This is a genomic window from Labrys sp. WJW (genome assembly GCF_001676615.1).
In the GTDB taxonomy this organism is placed as follows: Bacteria; Pseudomonadota; Alphaproteobacteria; order Rhizobiales; family Labraceae; genus Labrys; species Labrys sedimenti.
Genome location: NZ_LYXZ01000021.1, coordinates 69,326 through 84,315, shown reverse-complemented (window position 1 = coordinate 84,315; position 14,990 = coordinate 69,326). Strand labels below are relative to the sequence as shown.

At 65.5% G+C, this 14,990-nt stretch carries 11 protein-coding genes and 2 tRNA genes; 9 read left to right on the top strand and 4 right to left on the bottom strand.

The window, feature by feature from the left end:
* Positions 1-83: 83 nt before the first annotated feature.
* Genes tssG through BA190_RS14870 form a run of 7 tightly spaced genes read left to right on the top strand, consistent with a single transcriptional unit; the run spans position 84 to position 10,981 of the window.
* Positions 84-1,079: a type VI secretion system baseplate subunit TssG gene (gene tssG, locus BA190_RS14900; protein WP_068288601.1), complete on the top strand. Its 996-nt coding sequence runs from the start codon at positions 84-86 to the stop codon at positions 1,077-1,079.
* A gap of 10 nt (positions 1,080-1,089) precedes the next feature.
* Positions 1,090-2,352 carry an FHA domain-containing protein gene (locus BA190_RS14895; protein WP_068288598.1) on the top strand — a complete coding sequence of 421 codons (1,263 nt, stop codon included), beginning with the start codon at positions 1,090-1,092 and terminating at the stop codon, positions 2,350-2,352.
* Positions 2,349-3,689: a type VI secretion system baseplate subunit TssK gene (gene tssK, locus BA190_RS14890; RefSeq protein WP_068288597.1), complete on the top strand. Its 1,341-nt coding sequence runs from the start codon at positions 2,349-2,351 to the stop codon at positions 3,687-3,689. Before BA190_RS14895 ends, tssK begins: the two co-directional genes overlap by 4 nt.
* Before the next feature lie 13 nt (positions 3,690-3,702).
* A complete protein-coding gene (gene icmH / locus BA190_RS14885; protein WP_068288595.1) occupies positions 3,703-5,199 on the top strand; it encodes a type IVB secretion system protein IcmH/DotU in 1,497 nt (498 codons plus the stop codon).
* Positions 5,196-8,666: a type VI secretion system membrane subunit TssM gene (gene tssM / locus BA190_RS14880; RefSeq protein ID WP_068288592.1), complete on the top strand. Its 3,471-nt coding sequence runs from the start codon at positions 5,196-5,198 to the stop codon at positions 8,664-8,666. The genes icmH and tssM overlap by 4 nt, the downstream gene beginning before the upstream one ends.
* A gap of 9 nt (positions 8,667-8,675) precedes the next feature.
* Positions 8,676-10,061 (top strand): type VI secretion system-associated protein TagF, encoded by a 1,386-nt coding sequence (gene tagF, locus BA190_RS14875; protein WP_068288587.1) that lies wholly within the window; start codon positions 8,676-8,678, stop codon positions 10,059-10,061.
* A complete protein-coding gene (locus BA190_RS14870; RefSeq protein ID WP_068288586.1) occupies positions 10,058-10,981 on the top strand; it encodes a protein kinase in 924 nt (307 codons plus the stop codon). The genes tagF and BA190_RS14870 overlap by 4 nt, the downstream gene beginning before the upstream one ends.
* A gap of 12 nt (positions 10,982-10,993) precedes the next feature.
* On the opposite strand, the gene BA190_RS14865 is transcribed toward BA190_RS14870, so the two are convergent.
* Together BA190_RS14865 and BA190_RS14860 are read right to left on the bottom strand one after the other, a co-directional pair.
* Positions 10,994-12,235: a polysaccharide biosynthesis/export family protein gene (locus BA190_RS14865; protein WP_068288585.1), complete on the bottom strand. Its 1,242-nt coding sequence runs from the start codon at positions 12,233-12,235 to the stop codon at positions 10,994-10,996.
* 390 nt (positions 12,236-12,625) lie between these two features.
* Positions 12,626-12,702 (bottom strand) — tRNA-Pro (locus BA190_RS14860).
* Positions 12,703-12,846: 144 nt separating this feature from the next.
* On the opposite strand from BA190_RS14860, the gene BA190_RS14855 reads away from it, so the two are divergent.
* Both BA190_RS14855 and BA190_RS14850 read left to right on the top strand, forming a co-directional pair.
* Positions 12,847-12,921 (top strand) — tRNA-Gln (locus tag BA190_RS14855).
* A 158-nt stretch (positions 12,922-13,079) separates the two neighbouring features.
* Positions 13,080-13,559 (top strand): hypothetical protein, encoded by a 480-nt coding sequence (locus BA190_RS14850; RefSeq protein ID WP_156771524.1) that lies wholly within the window; start codon positions 13,080-13,082, stop codon positions 13,557-13,559.
* Between the two features lie 6 nt (positions 13,560-13,565).
* On the opposite strand, the gene BA190_RS14845 is transcribed toward BA190_RS14850, so the two are convergent.
* On the bottom strand, positions 13,566-14,099 hold the full coding sequence (locus BA190_RS14845; RefSeq protein ID WP_068288577.1) for a 2,4'-dihydroxyacetophenone dioxygenase family protein: 534 nt from the start codon (positions 14,097-14,099) through the stop codon (positions 13,566-13,568).
* Positions 14,100-14,103: 4 nt separating this feature from the next.
* Positions 14,104-14,811 (bottom strand): SDR family NAD(P)-dependent oxidoreductase, encoded by a 708-nt coding sequence (locus BA190_RS14840; protein ID WP_068288572.1) that lies wholly within the window; start codon positions 14,809-14,811, stop codon positions 14,104-14,106.
* Between the last annotated feature and the right edge of the window lie 179 nt (positions 14,812-14,990).

The following is a 14,990-nucleotide window of genomic DNA, read 5'->3' as shown; positions in this document are numbered from 1 at the left end:
TCGCCCCGCGTTTGCGGGGAGAGGGTAAGGGTGAGGGGCTGTACCGCCCGCACCCATAATCCCTTCACTATTCGGCGAACGCCATGACCGCCGACAACAGCTCCGACACCCTTGCCGATCTGCTCGAACGCGACCCCGGCCGTTTCGAGCCGACCACGGCCTTCCGGGTCGCCCAGGCCTCCGAAGAACAGCTTGCCGTTACTGCGCATGGAGGCGTCTCGCCGGCTGCCCTGCCTGTGTCGGGCTTTCGCCGGAAGGAGGGGCAGGCCACCTTGCGCAGCGCCCTGGCTGGGCTTGCCGGGCCGTTGGGTTCGCTGCCACCGGCCTATAACGAACTGGTCATGCGCGAGGAGCGCAATAAATCCTCCTCGCTCGCGGCCTTCCTGCAATTATTCGGTGCCCGCATGGACGAGCTGTTCGTCGATGCCTGCGAGAAATACCGGCTCGCCCGCCTGCTGCGCTGGGGCACCCGCGAAGGGCGCAATGGCTTCATCAAGACATTGCTGTCCCTCACCGGCTTCGGCACTGCGAGGCTGCGGGAGCGCAGCGGCACCGACGACGACGTGTTGCTGCGCTTCAGCGGCTTCTTCGCGGCACGAACCCGCAACGTCAGCAATCTCAGGGCCATGCTGCGCGAAGTGAGCGGCCTGCCGGTCGAAATCGAGCTCTTCCAGGGCCGTTGGCTTGGTGTGCCGGAACACGAGCAGAGCCGGATGACCCGGGCGGCCACGGTGCGCCTTGGCGTCGATGCCATGGCGGGCTCGGCCATCCGGGACCTTTCCAGCACCTTCCGCGTGGTGATCGGCCCGCTCGACTACAGGGACTATCTGTCGCTGGCGCCGGGGAGCCGCAACATTCAGGAGCTCTTCGCGCTCACCCGCCTGTTCGTCGGTTGCGGGCTCGATTTTGACATCCAGGTCGTTCTCAGGAAGGAGCACGTGCCTTTCTGCCAGCTCGGCCAGGCGAGTGATCCGCCACGCCTGGGCTGGAATAGCTGGGCACGCATCGCACCGGCGGCACGGGACAGCGACGATGCCGTCATCACCGAGCGCCAGGCGGTGCTTCAACCGGTCTCGTGAGGAGATGGCCATGCGGTTGGAACTCAGGCAGGTCGAAGCAAGCGGAGCCGGGACAGGGGGACAACCCTGGGTGCTGGAACGCGGGCGCCGGACGCTGGGACGATCGGTCGATTGCGACTGGCAAGTGCCGGACGCGGGCCGCACCGTCTCCAAGCTCCATTGCACCATCCTGCGTGATCGCGACGGCTATTTGCTGCGCGACGAAAGCGCCAACGGTACCCGCGTGGACGGCGTCCTGGTCCTGGAGGGCGAGACCGCCCGCCTCAAGCATCAATCGCGCCTGGAACTGGGGGGCCATGCCTTCGCGGTGTCGGTCACCGGCGAGGCCGACCGCGACATCGTCGACCCCGAGGCCGGCCTCGCCGTCAGTTCGGAGAACCTGACGATCACCGCCATCCTGGCCGATATCGCGCCGGGCGGGCAGACCGCGACCGGCGTGATGGGCGGGCGTCTTTCCGACGACTGGCCTTTGCAGCAGCCGAAAGTTTCCCGGGCCACGGGGCGCAAGCGCGAGGCCGCTCCCTCCTCGCGGCATGTCGAGATCGGCTGGAACGGCCCGCCGGATCCCAGGGCGATCAAGGCGGTCCTGCCGGACGACTGGAACGAGGATTCCGACTACGGCAATCGCCTCGAACATGGCCGTGCCACCTTCGTGTCCGTACCCATGGCCCGCGACCGCAGCAAGGATGGCACCGAGACGGCACCGGCAAGTGACGATGGAAGGCAGGTGGTCGTCCCCACGGAACAGGACGAGGAGCCCGCCGATTTCCTGGTTGCCATGGCCGCCCCCTCCTCCTGGCAGCCGCGTTGCGACGGCCTGCTGGCCCAATGCGAGGAGGCGCTCGAGAAGGCCTTCGTCACCTTCGAGATCAGCGCCGACACATTGATGCCAGCACCGGACGTCTTCGGCCTCGATCGGGAGGAAGCCCTGCTGGCGCGGCTCGAAACCCTGCTGGCACGCCAGCAGGCGCTCGCGGAAGCGCTCGGCACCCTGGTTCGCGAAGTCGGCCCCCAATTGGAGCCACGCATCATCGAGGCGAGTATCGACGCCCGCGCGATCAGCCTGCCCTGGCGCCGCAACGGTGCCTATTGGCAGGCCTATCGGCGGCAATTCGAGGCCGACGGCCGGGATCTTTCCGTCCGCGACCTGTTCCGCAGGGCAATGCTGCGCTCGCTCGAGCCGGCTAGGAACGAACCAGGCGGCAGCGAGCCGGCCAGGACCGGGCACAGCACCGCACACAGCACGACAAGCAAGGACGACGAAGTCGCATGAGAAACGAGAACAGGGTCGCGTGGAGCGAGGGCATGTTCCTTCGCGTGCAGCATTTCCAGCAGGCCGACCGCTGGACGGAGCGGCTCGTTCGAGCGACCACGCGTGAGCTTGCCGCCTATCCCTGGGGCATCGCCGAGATCGGCATCGACCGCGGCGCCCTGGCGATCGGCCAGTTCGCCCTGGCAAATCTGCGCGGCACCCTGCCCGACGGCACGCCTTTCGAAGCTCCCTTCGACACCGACCTGCCGCCGCCGCTGGAGCTCGACGAGACCACCAAGAACGCCATCATCTATCTGGGGCTGCCGGCCCGCCGGCCCGGGCGCGCCGACATCGCCGTCAATGGCGGGGCTTCCTCACCCGGCGTGCGTTTCGTCGCCTCGCATTACGAGGCACCGGACGCCAATGTCGAGACCGATTTCATGGCTCCCATCGATGTCGGCCGGCTGAGCCTGCGCTATCTCAAGAGCGGCGACGATCTCGCCGGCTACGAGCTGATCGGCCTTGCGCGCATCATCGAGGTGCGCTCGGACAAGGCCGTGCTGCTCGATCCCGACTACATCGCCCCGTGCCTGAATTGCGCCGCCGAGGCGCGGCTCAGCGAACTCATGACCGAGCTCCTCGGCATCGTGCGCCACCGCGCGGCGGCCATCGCCGAGCGTATCGGCGACCCGACCATCCGCGGCACGGCCGAAGTCGGCGACTATTTCCTGCTTCATATCCTCAACCGGGCCGATCCGCTGCTCAGCCACATCGCCGCCAATGCGACGCGGATCCATCCCATGACTTTCTACGAGCATTGCATCCAGCTCGCCGGGGAACTCGCCACCTTCACCATGGATTCCAAGCGCGCCAGCGAGTTCCCGCCCTATCGGCACGACAACCTCAAGGCGACCTTCGCCGCCGTGTTCGACGATCTCAGGACCTCGCTCTCGGCCGTGCTCGAACAGGCGGCCGTCGCCATCGAGCTTGCCGAACGCCGCCATGGTGTGCGCGTGGGTACCATCAACGACCGGACCCTGCTCAAGGATGCCGGCTTCGTGCTGGCTGTGCGAGCCGAGATGCCGGCCGAGGAAGTGCGCCGCCGCCTGCCGGCCCAGATCAAGGTCGGCCCGGTGGAGCGCATCGCCGAACTGGTCAATGTCGCCCTGCCCGGCATTCCCGTCCGCCCCCTGCCGGTGCTGCCGCGCCAGCTGCCCTATCGCTCGGGCACGATCTATTTCGAGCTCGATACCAAGAACCCGCTGTGGAAACAGCTCGATACGTCGGGCGCCATCGCCCTCCATCTCGCCGGCGACTTTCCAAGCCTGGAGATGGAGCTCTGGGCCCTGAGGGAATGAAGGAGGCCAGTCGATGAACAAGGCAACGACAGCCCCCTGGCAGTCCCTGCCGACGGTGGTCGAGCTCACCGAGGACGGCGCCAGGAAGCAGCAGGTCGCCCGCAAGATGGCGGAGATGCTGGCCGATGCGCCGCAGGATGCCGCGGGTTCGGCCGAGCCATTGCGCTCGGGCGGCTGGTCGGCCGACACGCTGGTGCGCAATTTCCGCTTCGGCGGCGAGGAGGTGCCGACCATCGTGGCCTCCGCCGCGCCCCTGCTCAATCTCGCCCATGCCTTGCGCCACACAGCGGACCAGCCCGACATCGAGCAGTTACGCCGCACCACCACCGAGGCGATCAACCGCTATGAGCGCGATCTCGCCGGCGCCCGCATCAATCCGGAGCGGGCGCGCGCCGCCCATTATGTCGTCTGCGCCACCGTCGACGACGTGGTGCTCAGCAAGCCCTGGGGCGTGCGCGCCGGCTGGGCGCGTTCGGGCCTGGTCTCGACCTATCACATGGACGTCACCGGCGGTGACAAGGTCTTCGACCTGCTCGATCATTTTCACCAGAGTCCCGGCGCCAACAAGGATCTGCTGCTGCTGATCTATCTCAGCCTCTCGCTCGCCTTCGAAGGCCGCACCCGCGTCTCGCCGCGCGGAGCGCTCGAACTCAGCCGCATCCGCGACAGCCTCTACAAGACGCTGCTCGGCCAGTATGGCACCTTCGAGCGGGAATTGTCGCCACACTGGCGCGGCGTCATCGCCAGGCACAAGCCGTTGCGCACCGCGGCGGCGCTATGGACGCTGCTCAGTATCCTCGCGCTGCTGTTCGGGCTCGGCTACCTCTTCTTCTCGCTGTCGCTCGACCGGGCTTCGGACGGCACTTTCACGCGCCTGGCCAACCTGCCTCCCAACGAGGCGCCCAGCATCTTCATCCCGCCGCCTCCCAAGGCGAAGGATCCACCCCCGGTCCAGGCCAAGGCGGAGGTTCCCCCGGAACCTGTGGGTGTAACGCGCATCCGTCAATTCATGAACTTCCTGCAGCCGGAGGTCGACAAGAAGCTCGTGACCTTGTGGAATGACAATGGCCAGGTGCTGGTCCGCATCAACAATGCCGGCCTGTTCGATACAGGCAAGGCTGACGTCAAACCTGGTTTTCAGGACTTGATCGACAAGATCGGCGTCGCCCTGGCCGCTTCCCAATTCAGCGCAAGGGTGATTGGCTATACCGACAACCGGCCCTTCAACGGCAACCGGCGCATCCGCGACAATCAACAATTGTCGGAGGAGCGGGCCGACGCCGTCGGCAACATATTGAAGACCTACGCTCGTGACCGCATCACCACCGAAGGCCGGGGTGAAGCCGAACCGATCGCCTCCAACGATACCGACCCGGGACGCGCGCAGAACCGCCGCACGGAAATCCTGGTGATCGGCAAGCCTGAGGACGGCTATACCGGCTCGCCTCTCGTGATGAGCCTGCCGGTTGTCGATCGCAGCGTCATACGGCCGGGAGGCGCCACGCCATGAACCCGCTCAGCTATTACTATACGATCCGCTCCTATGTCGAAGCCTATGGCACGCTGCTCGGCCAGCGCTTCCTGCCCATCGTCTGGATCGCGGCGCTCTGCCTGATCATTTGGTTCTACGGCCACCTCATCGGCTATGGCGAATTCTATCCGCTTGCCAGCGCGACCAATCGGCTGATCGCCATCGGTATCGTGCTGGTTGCCGGCCTCGCCTATATCGGCATCAGCATCTACCGGGCCCGCAAGCGCGACAAGGCGCTGGTCGCCGACCTCGAAAAGAGTGCGGAGGCGGAAGCCGCCGCCAGCCAGCAGGCCGAGGTCAACGAAATCCGCGACCGCCTGAAACAGGCCCTGGCACTGCTGCGCCGCGTCACCAAGAAACGCTTCGGCTATGTCTATGAACTGCCCTGGTATGTGATCTTCGGGGCGCCCGGCTCGGGCAAGACCACCGCCCTCACCCATTCGGGCCTGAAATTCCCTCTCGGCGATGCGCTCGGCGCCAATTCCGTGCAGGGCATCGGCGGCACGCGCAGCTGCAACTGGTGGTTCACCGACGAAGCCATCCTGATCGATACGGCCGGCCGCTACACCACCCAGGACGATCTCAACGGCAGTTCCAAGGCCGGCTGGGAAGGTTTCCTGACCCTTTTGAAAAAGCACCGCCGCTCGCAGCCGGTGAATGGCGCCCTGGTCACCTTGTCGATCGCCGACATCCTGACCCGCGAGCCCACCGCCCGGCTGGAAGAGGTGCGCGCCATCCGCCAGCGCCTGTCGGAGCTCGACGAATACTTGCAGGCCCGCGTCCCCGTCTATCTCGTGCTGACGAAATCGGACCTGCTCACCGGCTTCGTGGAATTCTTCGACGGGTTCAATGCCAGCGACCGCGAACAGGTCTGGGGCACCACCTTCGGTCTGGACGAGAGCTACAAGGCCGACGATCTGCCCGAGCGTTTCCTGGAGGAATTCAGCCTGCTCCAGCAACGTGTCGACGCCATGCTGATCGAGCGCCTGCAGCAGGAACCCGACAGCGAGATACGTGGACGCATCTTCCGTTTCCCCGCCGAGCTCGCTGCCCTCAAGGAGCGCCTGCACGAGGTGCTGGTGGAACTTTGCGCAGGATCGAAGCTGGTCGAATCCCCGCTGCTGCGCGGCATCTATTTCGCCTCTGGAACGCAGGCGGAGGTGCCCGGCGCGGCCGGTGCTCCACGCATGCGCCGCAGCTATTTCCTGCCGCGCCTGTTCAAGGAAGTCATCTTCGGAGAGGCGGCGCTCGTCGCACGCGACAAGCGCCTGAGCCGCCGCCAGCTGATGCTGCGCCGGATCGCCTATGGCGCGTCGGCCGTGATACTCGGCGTGGTTTTCTCGAGCTGGATCGCGACCTATTTCCAGAATTCCCGCGCCCTGGCGCAGGCCGACGAACGTATCAGCTCCTATGAGAAGCTGGTGCAGGGCATCCCGGTACGCGACGTCAACGACACCGATTTCCTGCGCATTCTCCCGGCGCTGAACGATATTAGAGGCGTGACCGATGGCTTCTCGGGGTCAGATACGTGGCAGGTCGGCTTCGGGCTGGACCAGAGCGACAAGATCGCCGGCCGGCAGCGCGAGGCCTATCAGCGCGCCCTCAATTCGCTGCTGCTGCCGCGCCTGATGGTGCAGTTGCAGAAGCAATTGGGTGACACCTCCAATGTCCGCCAGACCTTCGATGCCCTCAAGCTCTACGGCATGCTCGGCGGGTTGGGCCAGGTCGACGCCAAATTCGCCTCGCAGGAAGCCGAGCAGATCTTCGATGCCCTCTATCCCGGCGAGGGAAGGGTGGCCGCCCGCCGCGAACTTCTCCAGCATGTCGAGCAGCTGGTGGCGAGGAGACTGCCACCGATCGACATCGACCAGACCCTGGTCGCCAAGGCCCGGCAGGCAATCAGCGGGCAGAGCCTGGCGGCACGGGCCTATGACATCCTGGAGGAGAACCGGCAGGTCCGCGCCCTGGCGCCCTGGGTGCCCGCCGACGCACTCGGCCCGCTCGGCGAACGAGTGTTCCAGCGTAAATCCAAGGCTGCTCTGCGCGAAGGCATTCCCGGCCTGTTCACCGGCGAAGGCTATCGCTCCGTCGTCCTGCCGGAGGTCGCCGAAGCAGCCCGTCAGGCGCTGGACGAACACTGGGTTCGCGGCGAGCAGCCCAGCGCCGGCATGACGGTGGACAGCCTGTCCCTGGCTGCGCTGCAGCTCTATTTCGACCAGTATGAGAAACGCTGGGCGAGCCTCCTGGCGGATCTGAACATCAAGCCGTTCCAGTCACTGGCCGATGCCGCCGACACACTTCGCGTCCTCTCCAGCGAGCCGGGCCCGATCGAGTCCCTGGCGCGTTCCATCGCCAATGCCGCCGATCTCAGGCCCCAGGCGAACGCCTCCGTGGCGTTGGCGCAGCAGGGTAGCCGGAGCACTGCCTTGAACAGCAGCACGATCAGCGTCCCCGATCCCTATGGCCGCCTGCGCGAAGCACTGGAAACCCCCAAGCAGAGCGAGACCAGCAGCTCGGAAAAGCCACGCTCGCAGATCCAGGCCCTCAAACCCCTGCTCGGAGCCATGTACACCCAGCTCTCGCGAGCGGCAGGATCGACACAGCCGGTGAACAAGATCTTCAACACCGACAGCCAGCTCGCCGCCGCCGTCCAGTCCCTGGCGGAAGAGAGCCGACGCTTGCCGCCCCCGATCGACGATCTGGTGGCGGGCCTGGTCGGGGATGTCGGTGCATTGGCGTCCAAGACGGCCCGCAACGAGGCGGCCGACAAATGGGCTGGTGATGGCGCCAGGCTCTGCTCCACCATCATGGCGGGGCGCTATCCCTTCGACCGGTCCGCCAGGGAAGACATGGCACTGACGGATTTTGCCCGGCTGTTCGGTCCCAAGGGGCTTTTCCCGAGCTTCTTCCAGAACGAGCTGCAGGCCTTCGTCGACACCTCGGCCAGTCCGTGGCGCTGGAAGGGTGCCCCCGGGACAGAGGGCATGGCAAGCGAGGCCCTGACCCAGTTCGAAAATGCCGACGAGATCCGCAAGGCCTTCTTCCCGAATGATGGCGAGATGCCCTCGATCCGTATTACCATGACCGGCCTGTCTCTCAATGATGCGACCGACATGGCCGTCCTCACGACAGCCGGCGAAGGCGTTCGTCTGTTCAAGAGCAATGCCCAGGCCAAGACATTCGAATGGCCATCGAAGGACACCAAGGCCGAATCCTGGGTGTACATGCCTCCCGGTGACTTCAACCGGAAGATCCAGGTAACCGGCGAATGGGCCACCTTCCGGCTGCTCGACAAGGCGGTGATCACTGCTGAAGGTACCGATCTGTTCAAGGCCCGCTTCAGCCAGGACGGCAGGAGCGCCGAGTTCAGGGTGCAGTTCGGCGGCACGCTCAATCCCTACCGCCTGAAGGCGCTGGCGGATTTCCGCTGCCCTTCGCAGTTCTGAGGGCGGGTGATGAGTCAGCGCAGCGTTTCCCGCCCTCCCTTGTCCGAGAATGACGGCATCGGCTTTTTCGGCAAGGTGCCGAGTCACGGCGATTTTGTCTCGACCGGTCTCGGTCGCCAGGCCGAGACCGAACTCGTCAACTGGCTGCAATCGGGCCTGCAGGAAAGCGAGCAGACGCTCGGCACGCAATGGGAAAGCCTGTTTCATGCCTCCCCGCCCTGGCGTTTCGTGATCGAGCGATCCTTGTGGGGGCACGCCACCATGGTGGGCATCCTATTGCCGAGCAAGGACAGGGTCGGCCGCAGTTTCCCGCTGGTGATCGCGGCCCGGCTCAGCAATTATGACGGTCCGGCGCGCCTTTTCTGCTTCGACGAGAGCTGGTTCACCGCCGCTGAAGCGATTGCCGAGACCTCGACACTGCGCGATTTCAATATCACTGCCTTTCTGGGCGGGCTGAAGCGCCTGCGCCTTCCCCAGGCCCGGCCGGTGCAGCCACCACCGCCCGGCGCTGCAGATAGCCGCGTCTCGCTGTGGTGGACCGTCGAAAGCGGCACGGGACGGGCCAGCGGCTTCAAGACGCAAGGGGCACCGCGCGCCGGCGACTTCGTGCGCCTGCTGAAAGGCGGCAACCCCACCGTCAAGCCGCCCTCCCGGCCGCCCTCACCGCCCCCGCCGGCCGAGAGAACCGAAACGACACCCCTGCCCGAGGCTGCAGCGCCACCACCGGCATTGGTGATGGAACGGGGCTATGCCACGCATGCCGGCACGCGCCTGTCGATCAATGCCGACGCCTTGCTGGTCTCCGATAATCCCCGCCTTTTCGCGGTTGCCGATGGCGTCAGCGATGGCAATGGCGCAGCGGAGGCTGCCAAGATCGTCACCAACACGCTGGCCAATGTCTCGCCGGCCGATACGCTTGAAACCCTAGTCCAGGATGTCAAAGGCAAGCTCGGGCGGGCACATAGCCTGGTGCAGTCTATTCGGTTCCCTGGCGCATTGGAGCCTGCGAGCGCCAGCGTCGTCACCCTCGCCCTCGGGAACCGGGATTTCGCCGTGATCTGGGCCGGCAATGCCCGCTGCTATCTGATGCGCGAGGGCATGATGCGCTGCCTGACGCGCGACCATGTCGAGATCGGCCTGCGTTTCGCGCTCGCGCGCAGCATCGGCGCGCCTCGCCAGTTCGTACCCGAGATCGTGCACGACAGGGCCCAGCCCGGCGATCGCTTTCTGCTCTGCAGTGCCGCGCTCGCGCGGGTCCTCGACGAGCGCAGCATCGCCACCATCATCGCCGAGCAGCCGGTGAAGGAGGCAGCAGCAGCCCTGGTTCAGGAGGCCCTGATCGCCAATGTACGGGAGAATGTCAGCGCCATCGTCGTGGCTGTCCAGGCGACATGAGCGGCGAACCGCCACCGGGCGACCTTGAGGCAATCGCCACCCGCTTTGCCGCGCTGTGGCAGGCCCTCAGCCGGAATGGCGCCGGACCGCGCACGCCCAGTGAAATCCATCTGCTGGCAGATCGCGTGCGCGATGCGCTCGACCGGCGCCTCGACAGGCTGGATACGGCGGAGCCGGGTTTCATCGCCAACAGCTTCGCCCTGGAAGCAATCGTCCATGAGGGCGCGCTCACGCAGATCCATCGCCTGCGCCATCGCGATCTCGGCACCCTCCACGCCCTCAAGACGTTGCGGCCTGACCAAGCCGACAATGTCGTCGCCCGCGACCTCCTGCTGCGAGAGGCCCGCTTCGGTGCCAGGCTGCACCACCGCCACGTCGCAGCCGCCACTGTCGCTTTGCGGCTCGCCGACGGTCGTCCTGCCCTGCTGATGGACTGGCTGCCCTCCAGCCTCTCGGAGCGAATGAGGAAAGCCCCGTTCCTCCGTGACGAGGTGGCCAGGGTCGCCGCCGCCCTGTTGTCGGGGTTGGAGGCGGTGCATGCAGCCGGGCTGGTGCATGCCGATCTCGCGCCGGACAATCTGCTCTATGACGGCGAGGATCTCGCCACGCTGCATATCGCCGATTTCGGCATCGCCCTGGAAGCCGGGCAGTGCCACGGCGATATCGACCTGACGAAGGCCGGCCGCGAAGGCTTCAGTGCCCCCGAACAGCAGGCCGCCAAGCCCCTCGACGGCCGGGCGGATCTCTATGCCTGCGGGCGGATCCTGCAGATGCTGCTGGAAGACCGTGCCGATCCACCCAAGGCCGACGACCCCTTGCGAAAACTTGCCGGGCAACTCGCTTGTCCCGATCGGGACCAAAGGCCGTCATCGGCAGGCATCGCCCTTGCGATGCTACACGGCACCCAGAAGGCCTCCTGAAGCCTGCCTACGTCAGGGGGACGGCAGATTCAGGGACACCCCCGGTGCGGGAGGAGGGCTGGACGGGATTCCGCCGGTCGGCTGCGGGGCCGCCGCCGTCGGTACGCTCTTCTGGAACACGGTGAAGAGCTTGGCGAAATCGACCATGCCGGCATTGCTGGCGAACAGCATGTCGCCGCTTTCCATCTGGACCTGCTGCATCATCAGGAGGCTGGAAGCGTCCCTCATATTGATGCGGAAGATCACGGCGCGCGGCGGCGGCGGCGAAGCCATGGCTTCCGGACAATTGGTCCGTGGCGGCATGGTGCCGCTACCATAGGGCGATGGCCGCACCAGCACGCAATCCTTGGTGGTCCAGTAATAGGCACGCTTGCGGAACAGATAGACGTAGCGGGAATCAGCCCGGTCATCGAGCAGGCCGCCGCTGCGTGCGATGGCCTGTGCCAGCGTCAGCTGGCCAGGTTCGAAATTGAACTCCCCGGCGCTCTTGAACGCCCCCATCGCAGTAAAACTCGGCGTATTGCCACCCAGGATGACCTGGTCGCCCGGTTGCAGATAGATGTTCTGCTTGGGATCGGCCATCACCTGGTCGAGGCTCTGGTCGGCACGCTGGTTGCCGCGAATGACGGTCACCGTCGTCGCATTGGCGGGCCCGGTGGCGCCACCGGCCCGCGCCACCACATCCAGGATGCGCTCCTTGCCCGACGCCATCGGCATGCGGCCGGCAGCCCGCACCGCACCGGAAATGGCCACGGCGCTGTTGGGCCGGTCAACGATAGTCACCACCGCCTGAGGATTGACGGAAGAGCCCTTGAGGCTGCCGACGATGCGCTTCTGCACCGATTCCGGCGAGGAACCCGCTACCCGCTGCTTGCCGACGAAGGGAATATCGATCGAGCCATTGTCGTCGACCGTAAAGCGGCCGAGATCCAGCGTCTTGCTGTTCGTCGGCGAGAACAGGCCATCCTCACCGGTATCCAGCACGGTGATCTGCAGGACGTCGCCGCGGCTGATCTGAGTGCCCGTATATCCGGCCGAACGCAGCTTCGAGAGACCGGGCGTGCCGGCAAAGGACGAGGCGCTGGCGCCCGGCGTCAGAGCCGTCTGCGCGGCATAGGTGATGTCGATGACCGGAACACGCTCATTCGTATAGGGCTGGCGCGCATTGAGGAAACTTCCGGCGCTCGGGCCATCGGATGGGCTGGAGCAGCCACCCAGCAGGACAAGCAGGCCTACGCCCAGCAGCTTCCGCATTCCCAATCCTCATAACGAATCGTTAATCGCACAGATATCCAAATGCCACATTAAAGACAATATCTCTACGTCGGAGACGGAATAACGACAAAGCTTAAACAAGCGGCAATCTATTCGGCGCCGGACCATTGTCATAAAGTTGTTACACTGTATTCAGTTACCCATGTAACAGCCGTGGAGCGTTGAGGCACCCACCCCACCATACTTCACGAGGCAATGGCTATGCGCTTGCCGAAGACGGTATCATCATGACTTTCTACAGGAAAGACACCGAGATGCTGCTTCGCGTACCAGTACGACTGCCTGACAGGCCGGTACGCATACGGCCAGCGCCGCTATGAGCGACGTCCACGGCTTGGCATCTATGGATTGGATCTCGGGAAAATCGACTGGTCGGAGTGGCAGGATTTGAACCTGCGACCCCTACGTCCCGAACGTAGTGCTCTACCAGGCTGAGCCACACTCCGTATTCCAGTCGTGGGCGGGTCTATAGCGGGATCGTCGGCGAGCCGCAAGCGGGATATGCGCTTTTTTGGTGATGAATTTCACAGCGCTTTTTTGTAGCCATATCTTGCGGCCTTGGAGCGAACCGTTTATTGAGCCGCACCGATTGGGGCGTAGCCAAGTGGTAAGGCAGCGGATTTTGATTCCGCCATTCGGAGGTTCGAACCCTCCCGCCCCAGCCAGGTTTTTCCTGCCCGGCCCGATTTCCATGTCTCCCGCGGCGCCCAATGCCCGCCAAGTCGAAGATTTGCGTTCATGCACCGGGCACGATGCCTTGCGGCCGCCCTTTTGTTTGCGCAGCATGGCGCAGCAAATCAATGCGATGGAGGCAAATGTGCGCGTGACGATGGCAGCATTCCTGGCAGGCGCCCTTTGTCTAGGCAGCCTCCCGATTCCAACGGCGCTGGCGACCGAAAAGCCCCCCGCCGACAAGACGGCGCCGGCCAAGCCGGAGGACGCAGCGCCTGCGGCAGTCAAGCCCACGACGCCTGCCAAGCCGCATGTGCCCGTCAGCCAGGCTGTCGACTATGGCGACATGCGCTGCGGCTTCGCCGTGCGCCGCCGCGACATCCTCGACGGCCAGATCATCGCCTGGGCGGGCGGCTATATCGAAGGCTATGCCAAAGCCAATCCCGGACATTTCGGCAGCGAACGCTCCCTTGCCGATCTCACGGATCCGGTCGCCCTGCGCACCCATCTGCGCGGCTATTGCCTGAAGCACCGCGACAAGTCGCTCGAAACGGCCGTGCTCGCCATGGTGCCACGCCCGCATGGCGACAGCAAACCTGCAATGCCGGCGCAGCGCCCTGCCCCCAAATAGGTGCGCTCAGCGCCGGATGAAACGCTCGACATAATCGGCGCCCAGGCCGTTGGCGGCATAATGGGCACGGCACATCTCGATCTTGGAGAAGACGTCCTCGAAGCCGGTCACCTTGCCCCAGGGGTCGACATAGATCATGGCGCCGGTAATGTGGAACAGGGTGATCATCTCCTCGCAATCCTCCGGCACCACGAGGGTATGGGTCTCGCCGGGCGGCTCGAACACATAGGAGCCGGTCTCGGCCACCCAGTCATGCTCCAGATAGTGCCAGCGCCCCTTCAGGACATGGCCGTGCACCGGTGCCGGATGGCGGTGGCGCGAGAGCACGCCGGATTTGCGCACGCGCAGCAGGTTGACCCAGTAGCCCTGGCCGGCATGCAGGCAGAGCGGGCGGAACCAGACATTCTCCATCTGCGGCACCCAGACGCGCTCGTCGTCGGGCAGAACATGCGGCACCACGATCTCGGGCGCCGCCTCTGCGGGCATCGGCAGTTGATAGGGCATCCGGCTCTGGTCGAGCTTGCGGTCAGGCACAGTCATGGCTTCATCCGATCAGATAGCCGCCGTCGACGGGCAGGATCGTGCCCGTGACGAAAGCGGCGGCGGGGGAACACAGGAACAGCACGGGCCCGACCAGATCCGCCGGCACGCCCCAGCGCCCGAGCGGGGTGCGGGCCAGGATCGGGCCGCTGCGGGCTGGATCCTGCACCAGCGCGCTGGTGAGCGGCGTCTCGATCCAGCCGGGAGCGATCGCGTTGACGCGGATGCGCTCGCCGGCCCAGGCGATGGCCAGCGATTTGGTGAGCTGGGCGATGCCACCCTTGCTGGCGCTGTAGGCCGGCACCAGGCCGCCGCCGAAAAAGGACAGCATGGAGGCGAGGTTGACCACCGCACCGGCACCCGAAGCCGCCAGGGCGCCGCGGCAGGCGGCACACAGGCGCATGGTGCCGTTGAGATTGATGTCGACGACCTCCTCGAAGACCTCGGGCTCGTGCTCGGCACCACGCCGGATGACGCCGGCGGCATTCACCAGCACGTCGAGCCGCTGGTAGCGTCCGGCCAACGCAGCGACGGCCCCGCTATCCCTGACGTCGAGTTCCACCGTCTCGACGCCGGAAGGAGCGGCCGCACCGGGCAAGCCTGCAGCCACGACGGACGCGCCGGCTTCGGCAAATCCTGCCGCAATCGCGGCTCCGATGCCGCTGGTGCCGCCGCTGACCAGCACCAGCCTGTCCTTGAAATCGAATTGCATGATCCATTCACCATGGTGCGCCGGCCCAGGCGGGCACCCGCCAATGATCTGACAATACCCCCTGCCCGGCGTCAATCCGGGTGCGACCATGGGAAACGGGACAAGGACTGCGTCGGTTCCTTGACGCGCCGGACAGCAAGGCCCCGCATGATGCTTGACACCTTCGCTCTTCTTGAATT

Coding starts and splice junctions, on each gene's coding strand:
- BA190_RS14865 (WP_068288585.1), bottom strand. CDS start 12,235: ATGCGGAAGCTGCTGGGCGTAGGCCTGCTTGTCCTGCTGGGTGGCTGC.
- tssK (WP_068288597.1), top strand. CDS start 2,349: ATGAGAAACGAGAACAGGGTCGCGTGGAGCGAGGGCATGTTCCTTCGC.
- BA190_RS14895 (WP_068288598.1), top strand. CDS start 1,090: ATGCGGTTGGAACTCAGGCAGGTCGAAGCAAGCGGAGCCGGGACAGGG.
- icmH (WP_068288595.1), top strand. CDS start 3,703: ATGAACAAGGCAACGACAGCCCCCTGGCAGTCCCTGCCGACGGTGGTC.
- tssG (WP_068288601.1), top strand. CDS start 84: ATGACCGCCGACAACAGCTCCGACACCCTTGCCGATCTGCTCGAACGC.
- tssM (WP_068288592.1), top strand. CDS start 5,196: ATGAACCCGCTCAGCTATTACTATACGATCCGCTCCTATGTCGAAGCC.
- BA190_RS14840 (WP_068288572.1), bottom strand. CDS start 14,811: ATGCAATTCGATTTCAAGGACAGGCTGGTGCTGGTCAGCGGCGGCACC.
- BA190_RS14870 (WP_068288586.1), top strand. CDS start 10,058: ATGAGCGGCGAACCGCCACCGGGCGACCTTGAGGCAATCGCCACCCGC.
- tagF (WP_068288587.1), top strand. CDS start 8,676: ATGAGTCAGCGCAGCGTTTCCCGCCCTCCCTTGTCCGAGAATGACGGC.
- BA190_RS14845 (WP_068288577.1), bottom strand. CDS start 14,099: ATGACTGTGCCTGACCGCAAGCTCGACCAGAGCCGGATGCCCTATCAA.